Below are 12,450 nucleotides of genomic sequence, written 5' to 3'. Positions count from 1 at the left end.
TAATAAATTTAAAGTTATTATAATATTTGTACAATAAGTATTTTTTAAGAAGTTATTTTATGAAAAAAATTTTATTATTTACATTATTACTTATATTATCTTCATGCAGTAATAATGATATAACAGATCCATATTCTAAAAATGGTATAAGTAAATTAGGAGCATCTCCAGATGAAAGATTTATGGGTAATTATTCAAGAATTGCTTACTATTCGGACAGTGGAAGATGGTATAAGTATATAAGCTATTCATTTACAAATCAAAATAAATATGTTTATTATTCCGTAGAAACATATTACGGATACAGAGAAGAACCTATTATCTTGGCATATGAATGGAAAAAAGAAGGAGAAATATATTATTCAAGATTATGGGATAATCGGTATGATGATTGGGAAGTTTTTAATTTAGAGTACGTAGATACAGAAACTATAATAATAAATGATAAAGAATATACAAAATAATATCATAGATTTTACAAATAAAAAGCATTAAAGTAAATATTGAAAATTCTAAAGAAATAAATTCTTTGAGATTATATAAAAATAAAGAGGATAGTTAAACTAATAACTACCCTCTTATAAATTTTATAAATAAATATTTTTATTATTCAAATATTGTTTTGTACTCGTCTTTTAAATAAGGTTTGATTTCTTCTGTTGATATTAATACTTTAGTTTCCCCTATAGCATAAGGTCCTATTTCATATATTCCCCAAGTGAATACTAAACCGTTTGATGTAATATAAAAATTATTATTTTCTAATGAAAGTTCATTCAAATCAAAATAAGATCTCTCATCTCTTCCTTCTATTTTTAAGAGTTTATCTTTTATTAGATTAAGTAAGTCTTCATTTTTTAAGTCAGATATTAAATCTTCTATTTTTAATTTATTTCCATTTTCTAATGAATAAACACTGTATATTGTAGCGTAGTTTCCATGTGCTCCTCCTGTATATTCATATAAAAATCTACTTATTGAAATGAATTTTTCACTTAAATAATTTATGCCATATTTACTAGAATCCTCTGATGTGTTTGCTATATAATCTGAGTTTAGCCATTCATCATAAGAAGCATTCATTTTATTGCTTATTACATTTTCTTTTTCTAATAAAGCTCCTAAATCATTAAAAGAAGCAGTATCAGTTATACCAAACTCTTTATTTATATCTAAATTTATTTTGTTTATAATTTCAGAGTTTTTTTCATTGTTTAATATAAATATGGAGTTTTTGTATTCAAATATATTATCACTGTTAGGAGAAACATTTGTATATGAATATTCAATTATTCTTGCTCCTGTAATAGGGCTTTTTACTGATTTGAAAGTTATTTCTTTATTATCTATTTTTGCATTAAACGGATACAATACACTTGGAAGATTTCCTTCTAAAGTATTATTATCATAAGAAACAGCTGATATGCTTCCTTCATCAAGCTCCCCTATTCTTTCTACATTAAATGTTACTGAGTTTTGATTGGAATCTGTATAAACAATAGTACCTAAATTATTTGTATTATATGTCAAAGCAGAACTTATATACTCTCCTTCATCTGACATTAAATATACTGCTTCATAATCGTATAATTTTTCATTCTCAGACAAAGGTATATTAATATCTGCTTTTATATTATTTGAATTACGGCATGAAGCTAATACCAATAAACTGCAAATTATAATTTTTAAATTTGTTTTCATTTTTTATCCTTTTTTAAATTAATACTTTAAAAAACAATGAATTTATTTAATGTGTAAAATATTTAATAATTAGTTGATATATAAAAATAAACCTATGCTGCGATTTTGTATTGCGACATAGGTTGGAATTTATTTGTTATTATATTATTATTCGAGTATATGTATTCTTTACATATTATTCTGTTCTATATTAAATTTATTTCTAAAGTTATCACGCCATTTTTTTATAGGTATCCACCATGCTATTTTATCTAATTTATTGACAATATTAATAGTTATTTTTATTCCAAAAAAATATAAATATATATATTTTTTATCGTTATATATTCCAAATAATCTTATCCAATTAATATTAGATTGAGTTTTTTCCAATATTTTATCCATATCCGAATAAATACCATTACTAATTTTATCCATATCCGAATAAATACCATTACTAATTTTAATGGCAACCAATGCAGAGCTAGAATGGATCAATTAGGATTTGTTTTGGGTAACGGTACTATTAAAGGTACTTTCGGTTTTAGATCTCAGGCAGCTTCAACTCTTTTGGGTAACATACTTACAACAGGTGCTGCAGATAATGTAGATCTAACAGCTACTATTTCTGCTGGTATAGGCTACACTTCTGAGCCTTTTGGTATAGGTCTTGGTTATAACTTTACTTATGTAAATCAAAGATTAGGTGTTCATACTCCTGTACTTATGATTAATGCTTTAAACAACAATTTAAGAATAGCTATTCCTATACAAATAGCTTCTTCTCAAAATCCTGATAATGAGGCAGTTAGCACTAAAAAAGATTATTTAGGTATAAGTACTGATGTTCAAATAAGATACTATACAGGCATAGATGCTTTCAATGCCATAAGAGTATACTTCAGATATGGACAAAATGGATATAAAAATTCTGCTACTGATGTTGATTATCTTTCTCAGTCACTTGGTTTTGAAACTAGATTCTATTTCCTAAATACTCCTGTTGGAAATGTAACTGTTAATCCTTATTTGAAAGTTGCATTTGATACAGCTTTAGTTGGTGATGGTTTTAAAGTAAGAGCTGGAGATAGTCGTATAGGTTGGGCTAGAGGTAATAATCAGACAGAATGGGATCAAATTCCTTATGAGGTAACTGTTGCTGCTGTATTAGGCATCACTGCTAACAGCGATATAGTTTCTCTTTATGTTGAGCCTTCTTTAGGTTATACAGCTGCTGGAAGCGGAAAAGTAAAAGGTAGTATCATTGATCCTACTGTAGCTCATAAATTATACTGGGGAGCTTATACAGAGCTTTATATCAGACCTACTCAAGACTTAGAATGGTACTTTGAGATGGATGTTAATAACAGCGGAACAAAACAAGGTTATACAACAGCTAGTGGTTTTGTAGGAAGCGGTATTCCTGTATACTTTGAAACTACTACAGGTATAACTTGGTATTTACCTGCTCTTAATTAATTGGAAATTAACTAGAAAATAGAAAATATTGTTAATGCTGTTTTAAATGATGTTGGTTTTGAATCTGTGAGTAATCTTGAAATTATTAATCCTTATAACTTAGCAGAAAATGAGAATTTAAAAGAGTCTATTCTCGATGTTAAAGCAAAAACTAAAGATGGTAAAAAAATACTTGTTGAAATACAGTTAATTGGAAATAATAATTTTATAAAAAGAATATTATACTACATAGCTAAAAATATAACTTCTGAGTTAAAAGAAAGTGATTTATATATTAATATAAGTCAAATGATTAGTATTAGTTTTATCAATTTTAATTTAGATATAGGAAGCAAAACTGATATAAAAAGGGAGCATAAATGTTTTATGTATTTATATATAAAAAACTTGCTCGCTTTTATCATCTAGTAAATAAATTTACTAGATGCTCACAAGTTTTTTATTTTTTGGGAGATGTTAATAACCCTAGTCTTAGACTTGGTGATTTTCAGATACATTTTGTAGAGATTAAAAGATTTGCAGAAATATTAAAAAATGCTAGCATAGATGAATATAATAGAAATAAACTTTTATCTTGGATTGATTTTTTCTATTTTGTGAGATATTTATTCTCATCGCCAGACAGTAATTTAATACTGCTCGACTTTATTAACTCTTCTAATAAAAGAAAAACCTATAATATAAGAAGTACAAAAAATATACAATATCTTTATTAAAATAGATTAATTATGAATGAATATGCTAAAAGAGAAGCTGGCTATACGGTAATCAAATAATGCTTTAAGAAGAAAGAAGATTAGGAATAAAAGAAGGTATAGAACAAGGAGAAAAAAATAAAGCAATATCTATGGCTCTTAAACAAATGCAGAAATAAATTCACTTGACAGATTTTCATTTAAATAATATAGTATTAAATTATAATTTAATTTTTAAAGGAAACATTATGCCTACCTATGAATATAAATGTGAAAAATGCGGACATGAATTTGAAGAATTTCAATCCATAACTGCTGAAGCTAAAGCCGTATGTCCTGAATGCGGAAGTGAAGCTAAAAGAATGATATCTTTAAATAGCGGTATCATTTTTAAAGGAAAAGGCTTTTATGTTAATGATTATAAAAATAAAAGCGGTTCTAGTTCATCAAGCAGTAATTCCGACAGCTCCCCTACTAAAAGCTGCTGAGGAGTTAAATAATTGCTTATAGGTTATAAGCACAAAATACATTTTATGATACAATGAATTAAAAAAAATAATTAGCTGATAGCTTATTAAAAATAATGTTATCAGCTATTATTATTTTAATAATATTAAAAAAGGTTATTAATTATTATAATATGGCTAAAAAAATATCTATAATGAATGTTTCAGAAGATGAATTATCTAAATTCTGTATAGAAAATAATTTCCCTAAATTTCATGCATCTCAAATACTTAATTGGATATATAAAAAATATGCTGTAAGTTTTGATGATATGAGCAATATACCTAAGAATTTAAGAAATTTATTAGATGAATATTATTTTATTCATAATTCAAAAATAGAAACTATATCAGAAGATGAATATGGAACACAAAAATTACTTATTTCTCTATACGATAAGAAAAAAATAGAATCGGTGATATTGAATAAAAAAGACAGAGTAACTTTCTGCTTATCATCTCAGGTAGGATGCGGATATGGATGTGCTTTCTGTGCTACGGGAAATATGGGACTTTCAAGAAATCTTACCGCTGATGAGATACTTGCCGAATTTTTACTTATGAGGGCTGTAACTAAAAAGGTAAATTCTATAGTATTTATGGGTATGGGAGAGCCTTTAGCAAATACAAAAAACCTTTTTAAAGCAATAGATACCATAAATTCATTTAAAGGATTTAATTTAGGAATAAGACATATTACAATATCAACTTCAGGAGAAGTTGCCGGTATAAAGCAGTTAATAGAAAGAGATTTAGACTGCAGATTAGCTGTTTCTTTGCATTCATTAAAAAATGATGTCAGAGATAAGATTATGCCTATTAATAAAAGATATCCTATAGAAAATCTTATGGCGATACTTAAAAGATACAGCAGAAATGGTAAAAGAATGATTACTTTTGAATGGGTTCTTATAAAAGATATTAATGATTCAGTTAATGATGCATACAGACTTGTAAATTTAAAAAAAGAATTTCCTTTCAAAGTTAATGTTATCCCTATGAATCCTGTGGAACATGCCACTGAATTACAAAGACCGAATAAAGATATTATATTAAGATTTAAATCAATACTAAAAGACAATGGAATAGAAGTTGTTGAAAGATTTAAACAAGGTCAGGAAATATTAGCGGGATGCGGACAATTAGCTGTAAAGAACATGTAAATTGATATAGTATTTATTATTTATTTAAATGATAGTATAATAAAACTTATTTCTAGCAAATTAAAGAGTAATAATTTATGGAAAAATTTAATAGTTCTCTATTCAGTAAAAAATATGAAGGATACAATTTAGAAAAAGAAATATGCATCATCAATAGAGGAATAATAGAAAATGATATATATGCATTGGACTTCTTAAGAGAAGCTAATTATACTTATAATAGAGATAAAGAATATTTTTATTCATTATATAAAAAATTAGAAAGCAGCAATAATTGCGGAATATACCTAATATTAACAGCAATCTTATTAAAAAATGAAGATAAAATCGCTAATTTACAAATAGCTGATAAAAAAATAGATTTGCTAATGCATAAAATGTATGACTCATATTATGTTAAATATAATATTGTAGAACATATAGGAACTCCTAACAGCATTACAGTGATAAGTGATGATATAATATATGAAGATGACAAAAGATATGATCTAATAAAAAAATTCCATGTAAAAAAATCAGCATTTGGTTATTTCAGTGCTTTAAAACCTTATGCCCCATATCATATAAGAATGGCACCTAGTAATAATGATATAGAATTTATAAAAAGCTCAATATTAAATAATTATAGAATATATTACATTTTATTATTATCAGATTACTCAAAAAAAGCTAAAAAACTTCTTAATATAATATTAAAAACTAATAGTTATAAAGCATTAATTTATTTACTTTTAATAAGAAAAGAAGGATTTGCAACAACATATCAAGAGAGCCTAGATTATTTAATTAATCTCGATGTAACTTTAGCTGATATTCTTATCTCTTATATATTCTTTTATTCTTATAATGATAGGATATCATATTATGATTCGTTTGCAGTTCAAATAAAAAATATAGAATTTAATAATTTCTTTTATTCTCTTATTAAAAAGAATTCAGAATATTTTGAAAGTTTATTCAGTAATAAAAATTTCGTAAGAAAAATTACTAAAAACAGTAAAAATTTTATACCATTTTTAAATGAACTTTATAGTAAAGAAATAGATTTCGGCTCAAGCAAAATACTATGTTTACTTTTAGAAAGTGAATCTTCAAATATTAGAAAAGCTGCAATCAAAATAATTAATCGTAAGAAAAAAGAATCTTATGAATATTTAAAAAGTTTAAATAGCGATTTGGCTAGAGATATATTAAAAAAATGGAAAAATAAAAAAATAATTAATTCAGGTTTTAAAGATATTGATAGTATAGTTAATTTTGTAAATAAGAACTATGATAAAAAATTTGAAAAGAATTTATTATGTTTAGATGAATCTTTACTATACGGAGTAAAGAGTAAAAATTCTAATCAATCTATACCTATAATTATAATAAAATATATATATTTAGAATATTCAAAACTTAAATCTCCTACAAAAATAAAAGATTTAGATAAAATAATTTCATATTTTGATTTTAATTCTTTTATTAATGTAATAAAAAGTATATATGAAAGATGGATATTTGAAGGTGCTAATACAACTTATAAATATGTAATGATTCCATATTTAGTATATGAACCAGAATATAAAATAGAAAAAGTGTCTCATAATTTGAAAGAATGGTGTGAATCAGGAAGGATATCTCTTGCTAATTATGCCATATCAACATTAGCTTTCAATGGAAGTCTTTATTCTCTTATTCTTATTGACTATATATCAAATCATTTTAAATATTATCAAATAAAAAATACTTCAAAATTAGCATTTAAAGCTGCTGCAAAAAAATTGGATATTTCTGAAGATAAATTATCTGATAAAATAATACTTGATTTTGCAATAGATAGAGAGGGAAAAAGATTATTAAAAGATGATTCTTCTTCTTTCACTTTATATATAAATGAAAAATTAGATATTGAGAAAATATTTGACAATAATAAAAAAGAATATATATCAAAAATAGATAAATATTATAATATAAATAAAGATTTATTAGATGAATTTTATAGTATAAAAAATAATATAAAAGCTACATATAAATTTCAAACATCAAGATTAAGCAAAGCATTAATGACAGGAAAAAAATGGTCAGCAGATGATTGGAAAAAAATATTTACAGAAAATTATATTATGAGTATATTAGCAGATATATTTATATGGACTATATATAATAAGAATGATAAAATATTAAAGCATGTGAAATATGATAGGAAATCAAATACTATAAGAACATTAGATAATAATGAAGAATATAAATTAAATAAGCAGTATAAATTATCATTAGCAAGTCCTGTAGAAATGAGCAATGAAGAAATAAAAAAAGCTAAGCAATTATTAAAAGATTTAAAAATAAAACAGCCTTTTAATCAAATGCAGAATATTAATTTCTCTTTTGAAGATGAAGATATAAAAGAAAACATTATAGTCAAATATAGAAATAAAGAAGTAAAACTAAAAACTTTTAAAACTTTAATTGATTATCTTGATATGGAATTAGATTATGAAAATTCGTATATAGTCGGATATAAAATTATAGACACATCTATATCTGTTGGTGTAAAAATTAATTTAATGGGAATGGACAATGCAATAGATGATAATGACATTATTTTATTTGGAGATATTGTATTTTATGCTATAGATAATAATGAGGTATTCTCATATAAAAATATAATAGATCCTAGAACTTCATATATAAGATATGTAAAGTATATTATGTTCAATATAGATAATTATATTAAAAAGAATATTAAAAAAGAACAAAAAACAGTAAAAAAGAAATAGGAGAAATTTATATATAAAATGAAAGCTATAATAGTATTACCAACATATAATGAAAAAGATAATATAGAAAAAATGCTTAATAAAGTATTATCATTACCTGAATATATAGAAATTTTAGTAGTAGATGATAATAGTCCTGATGGTACTTCAAATATCGTAGAAAAGTATTTATCCAATAATAGAGTACATTTATTAAAAAGAGAGAAAAAAGAGGGATTAGGACCTGCATATATTGCCGGATTTAAACATTCATTTCAGTACAATCCTGATTATGTAATAGAGATGGATGCTGATTTCTCTCATGATCCTGATTTTGTAATTAAATTTATAGAAAGAATGGAAAATGAAAAATTAGATTTAGTGATAGGATCAAGATATTGCAATGGAATAAGTGTTGTAAATTGGCCTTTAAGAAGACTTTTCCTTTCATACTATGGAAATAGATATGCATCATTTGTATTGGGATCTAAAATTATGGATATTACAGGCGGATTTAAATGTTTCAGAGTATCTGTATTAAAAAATATGAACTTTGATAATATACTTTCAGCAGGATATTCTTTTCAAATAGAAATGAATTATTCTTTTGAAAGTAATGGCTACAAAGTAGAGGAAGAACCTATAATATTTTATGAAAGAAGAAGCGGACAATCAAAAATGTCTAAAAATATTATAGCAGAAGCATTATTTAGAGTAGTGAGATTAAGATTTAGAAATAAGAAAAAATATTTTAATAATCAATCAAAATAAATATTATTGTATTTTGATTTTTATAATATAATTAGGATATATATTATGAATAAAGTTATTTATATTTTTTTTATTATAATTATATTAATATCATGCAGCAAGACAAAAGAAGAAGATAAACCTGCAAATACAAAAATAAGAATAGGATATTTATATGAATTTGCTGGAGCTTCAGCTGTTGCAATAGCAAAAGAAAAAGGTTTTTTTGAAGAAGAAAATTTGGATGCAGAATTATATGAATTTTTTAATGGACATGCTGCTATTTTATCTATGATTTCTAAAGAACTTGATTTTACATATATAGGTCATGCAGCACATTCTCTGATTATAAATGGAGATGTACAAATATTAATACCAAACGCAATAAGCAAAGGCGAAAAAATAATAACAGGAAAATGGACTGGAATTAAAAGTATTTCTGATTTAAAAAGAAAAATAGTAGCAACTCACTTGGGTACTTCAGGTGAAACTATGCTTAATATAGCATTAAAAAATAATAATATAAAATTACAAGATATAAATTTAACCAATATTAATATTACCAATCTTGCTAATGCTTTAATAAACAAGCAAGTCGATGCCGTATCAACATGGGAGCCTTATGCAAGAGAAATTACTGATAAGATTCCAAATGATTATATTCTATTGTCAGATATAATAAATTACATAGATGAAATTGCATTAACAAGCAGTTTTGTATCAACATTAGAATATATAAATAATAATCAAGATACAGTAAAAAAATTTTCAAGAGCAATATTAAAAGCTATGGATTATAGAAAAAATCATCTATATGAAGCAATAGAATTCACATCAAAACTTACAGGAAATAATATAGAATCTATAGAAAAAGAAATAGATACAGCAATATTTTTTACATCATCAGATATAAAAAATGCCTGCAGTTCAGGAGAGATTCTAAAATGGTATGAAACACAGCAAAATATCTTTTTAGATTCTAAAGTTATAAAAGAAACTGTACCTGTAACAAATTATATACAGCTATCAATTCTTACTAATGTACTGTATAGTTTATAATTCAATTTTACCGCCTATGCTTCTAAATTGCTCTATAAAATTAAAAGATGATTTATTTATAGATTCAGCATCATCTATAATTATATTACCATCTGAAACAGAAGAAGCCACCGCAAGTGCCATAGCTATTCTATGATCATTATGAGAAGTAGTATTTCCTCCTGTAAGTTTTTCAACTCCCTCTATCAATATTTCATCTTCAGTTACTTCTATCTTCGCTCCTATTTTTAAGAAACTATCCATCAAATCACTCATTCTATCGCTTTCTTTATATCTTAATCTTCCGGCATTATACAATCTGGTTTTACCTTTTGCTGTAGCCGCAAGTGTAGTAATTATAGGACCCAAATCCGGAATATTAGCCATATCTATATCAAGAGCATTTAATCTGTTTACTTTCTTTATTGTAATGGAATTATCATCATTATAAGAAACAGAAGCTCCCATAAACTTTAATATATTGAGTATTTCCTTATCGCCTTGAATAGAATATTTATTAAGCCCATATAATGTAGCCTCTCCGCCCAAAGCACCAGCAGCAGCAAAAAAAGCAGCATGCGACCAATCTGATTCTACTTCATAATCAATACCTGAATATTCCTGATTACCGTATACCTCTATTATATTATTATCATGCCTTAGTGTTTCTATATTTGCTGCTTTAAGTGTTTTTAAAGTCATCATAACATAAGGTTCTGACTCTAATTCTCCGTCTATGATAATATTAGAATTCCCATCAAGCAAAGGCAAAGCAAATAAAAGTCCGCTTAAAAACTGACTGCTTAAATTTCCAAGCACTTTAAAATTAGAAGCTCTTAATTTACCTGATATCTTAATGGAGTCTTCTAAATGAATAAATTCTAATCCCTCCTCTTTCCATATTTTTTTATAAACTTTAATAGGTCTGGAAAATAATTTTTTAGACCCTGTAAAAGTGCAAGTTATTCCCAATGCTGACATTATGGGAATCAAAAATCTTAAACTGCTTCCTGACTCTTTAACATCTATAGTCAATTCTTTTTTATACTCTTTTTTAGGAAAAACTTTAAGACAATCATCAATTACTTCTAAATCAGCAAAATTAGATACAGCATTTTTTGTAACTTCTACATCAACACTCACATTGTCAATCCAATGCTTTATTATACTTGGCGTTTTAGCTAATGATGATGCTATTAAAGCTCTATGAGCATCACTCTTACTCATTTGAATATAAATAGATCCGAAAATTTCTGAAGGTTTAACAGTCAATAACATAATATAACTCCAATAATTATCAATTACTGCAATATAGAATCAACAAAACTTTCAGCATCAAATTCTCTGAAATCATCAACTTTCTCTCCAAATCCTCCATAGTATATAGGCAGTGATAAATAATGAGCTATACTTATTGCAACTCCGCCCTTAGCAGTGCTGTCTAACTTAGAAACTATAGCCCCCTGTATATCCAAAGCATTAGTAAATACCTTAGCCTGCTCTATTCCATTATGTCCTACATTAGCATCTAATACCAATATAGGTATAAATTTAAACTCAGTAAATCTCTCTGTAGCTATTTTTTTCATCTTCTCAAGCTGCCTCACCAAATTTTCCTGATTATGAAATCTTCCGGCAGTATCAACTATAACTATATCAGCATTAGTAGCCTTGGCTTTATCCAATGCCGAAAATAATACGCTTGCAGGATCTCCAGCCTGCTGTCCTTTAACTATAGTAACAGAAAGCCTATTAGCCCACTCTTCTAATTGTTCTATAGCTGCCGCTCTGAATGTATCTGCTGCCGCTAATATTACTTTATGATCTTTCTTTAAGATATTGGCTAACTTTGCTATTGAAGTTGTCTTACCTACCCCATTAACACCAACTATAAAAAGTATTGTTTTATCTTTAAGTTCTATTTTCTTTGAAATGAATTTAGATATTAAAATTTCTCTTAAATGTTTTTTAGCTTCAGAAGGCTCCTTTATATTCTCTTTCTCTATAACATCTCTAAGTTTTGAAATAATATCTTTTGTAGTTTCAACACCGGCATCAGCTGTTATTAGTGTATTTTCTAAACTTGCAAAAAACTCATCATTGATTGATGAAGTATTAAATAATGATGATAATGAAAATTTACTTTTAGAACTTGTTAATGAAACTTTAGGTTTGCTTTTAGATTTTTTTATCAAAATAAGAAGTATAATTAAAATAATTACAATAGCACATGCTATTATTATAATATTCATAGAATTCATTTTACTCATTTCTCCAATTAAAAAATTTATTAAAAATATTATATAGGCTATTAATATTTTTTCAAGTTGTTATTATATAAAATAAAAAAGCATTGATAATAATATTATTATCAATGCTTTTGCCTCTATAATAATTT

General features: G+C 25.6%; 10 protein-coding genes and 2 pseudogenes. 8 read left to right on the top strand and 4 right to left on the bottom strand.

What is annotated here, in order from left to right:
- Window positions 1-59: 59 nt before the first annotated feature.
- Window positions 60-464, top strand: coding sequence for a hypothetical protein (locus BFL38_RS10670; protein WP_069727021.1), 405 nt, complete (start codon window positions 60-62; stop codon window positions 462-464).
- Between the two features lie 142 nt (window positions 465-606).
- Here BFL38_RS10670 and BFL38_RS10665 read toward each other — a convergent pair whose 3' ends face one another.
- The gene (locus BFL38_RS10665) at window positions 607-1,701 is read right to left on the bottom strand and encodes a DUF3298 and DUF4163 domain-containing protein (protein WP_069727020.1); all 1,095 of its coding nucleotides are present in this window, start codon (window positions 1,699-1,701) and stop codon (window positions 607-609) included.
- Window positions 1,702-1,869: 168 nt separating this feature from the next.
- Window positions 1,870-2,118, bottom strand: a complete 249-nt coding sequence (locus BFL38_RS14685; protein ID WP_083249417.1) for a hypothetical protein — start codon at window positions 2,116-2,118, stop codon at window positions 1,870-1,872.
- A 27-nt stretch (window positions 2,119-2,145) separates the two neighbouring features.
- On the opposite strand from BFL38_RS14685, the pseudogene BFL38_RS10660 reads away from it, so the two are divergent.
- From BFL38_RS10660 to BFL38_RS10630, 7 genes and pseudogenes are all read left to right on the top strand, one after another.
- Window positions 2,146-3,159 (top strand): annotated as a pseudogene (locus BFL38_RS10660) (cell surface protein); the annotation flags it as partial.
- Window positions 3,160-3,177: 18 nt separating this feature from the next.
- A pseudogene (locus BFL38_RS10655) lies at window positions 3,178-3,749 on the top strand (PD-(D/E)XK nuclease family transposase); the annotation flags it as partial.
- 353 nt (window positions 3,750-4,102) lie between these two features.
- Entirely contained in the window at window positions 4,103-4,342 is a 240-nt protein-coding gene (locus BFL38_RS10650; RefSeq protein ID WP_069727019.1) for an FmdB family zinc ribbon protein, read from the top strand.
- A 152-nt stretch (window positions 4,343-4,494) separates the two neighbouring features.
- On the top strand, window positions 4,495-5,523 hold the full coding sequence (rlmN, locus tag BFL38_RS10645; RefSeq protein WP_069727466.1) for a dual-specificity RNA methyltransferase RlmN: 1,029 nt from the start codon (window positions 4,495-4,497) through the stop codon (window positions 5,521-5,523).
- Between the two features lie 77 nt (window positions 5,524-5,600).
- Window positions 5,601-8,285 carry a DUF4132 domain-containing protein gene (locus tag BFL38_RS10640; RefSeq protein WP_069727018.1) on the top strand — a complete coding sequence of 895 codons (2,685 nt, stop codon included), beginning with the start codon at window positions 5,601-5,603 and terminating at the stop codon, window positions 8,283-8,285.
- 18 nt (window positions 8,286-8,303) lie between these two features.
- The gene (locus BFL38_RS10635) at window positions 8,304-9,035 is read left to right on the top strand and encodes a polyprenol monophosphomannose synthase (RefSeq protein WP_069727017.1); all 732 of its coding nucleotides are present in this window, start codon (window positions 8,304-8,306) and stop codon (window positions 9,033-9,035) included.
- A 45-nt stretch (window positions 9,036-9,080) separates the two neighbouring features.
- Window positions 9,081-10,073: an ABC transporter substrate-binding protein gene (locus tag BFL38_RS10630; protein WP_069727016.1), complete on the top strand. Its 993-nt coding sequence runs from the start codon at window positions 9,081-9,083 to the stop codon at window positions 10,071-10,073.
- Here the strand turns inward: BFL38_RS10630 and aroA are convergent.
- Entirely contained in the window at window positions 10,068-11,330 is a 1,263-nt protein-coding gene (aroA, locus tag BFL38_RS10625) for a 3-phosphoshikimate 1-carboxyvinyltransferase (protein WP_069727015.1), read from the bottom strand. The genes BFL38_RS10630 and aroA overlap by 6 nt on opposite strands.
- Before the next feature lie 23 nt (window positions 11,331-11,353).
- A complete protein-coding gene (gene ftsY, locus BFL38_RS10620; RefSeq protein WP_069727014.1) occupies window positions 11,354-12,313 on the bottom strand; it encodes a signal recognition particle-docking protein FtsY in 960 nt (319 codons plus the stop codon).
- Between the last annotated feature and the right edge of the window lie 137 nt (window positions 12,314-12,450).

The organism is Brachyspira hampsonii (assembly GCF_001746205.1).
Classification (GTDB): Bacteria; Spirochaetota; Brachyspiria; order Brachyspirales; family Brachyspiraceae; genus Brachyspira; species Brachyspira hampsonii_B.
The sequence above is the reverse complement of the archived record's forward strand: the minus strand, read 5'-3'. Positions and strand labels throughout refer to the sequence as shown.

Coding starts and splice junctions, on each gene's coding strand:
- BFL38_RS10640 (WP_069727018.1), top strand. CDS start 5,601: ATGGAAAAATTTAATAGTTCTCTATTCAGTAAAAAATATGAAGGATAC.
- BFL38_RS14685 (WP_083249417.1), bottom strand. CDS start 2,118: ATGGATAAAATTAGTAATGGTATTTATTCGGATATGGATAAAATATTG.
- rlmN (WP_069727466.1), top strand. CDS start 4,495: ATGGCTAAAAAAATATCTATAATGAATGTTTCAGAAGATGAATTATCT.
- BFL38_RS10670 (WP_069727021.1), top strand. CDS start 60: ATGAAAAAAATTTTATTATTTACATTATTACTTATATTATCTTCATGC.
- BFL38_RS10635 (WP_069727017.1), top strand. CDS start 8,304: ATGAAAGCTATAATAGTATTACCAACATATAATGAAAAAGATAATATA.
- BFL38_RS10630 (WP_069727016.1), top strand. CDS start 9,081: ATGAATAAAGTTATTTATATTTTTTTTATTATAATTATATTAATATCA.
- BFL38_RS10665 (WP_069727020.1), bottom strand. CDS start 1,701: ATGAAAACAAATTTAAAAATTATAATTTGCAGTTTATTGGTATTAGCT.
- ftsY (WP_069727014.1), bottom strand. CDS start 12,313: ATGAATTCTATGAATATTATAATAATAGCATGTGCTATTGTAATTATT.
- BFL38_RS10650 (WP_069727019.1), top strand. CDS start 4,103: ATGCCTACCTATGAATATAAATGTGAAAAATGCGGACATGAATTTGAA.
- aroA (WP_069727015.1), bottom strand. CDS start 11,330: ATGTTATTGACTGTTAAACCTTCAGAAATTTTCGGATCTATTTATATT.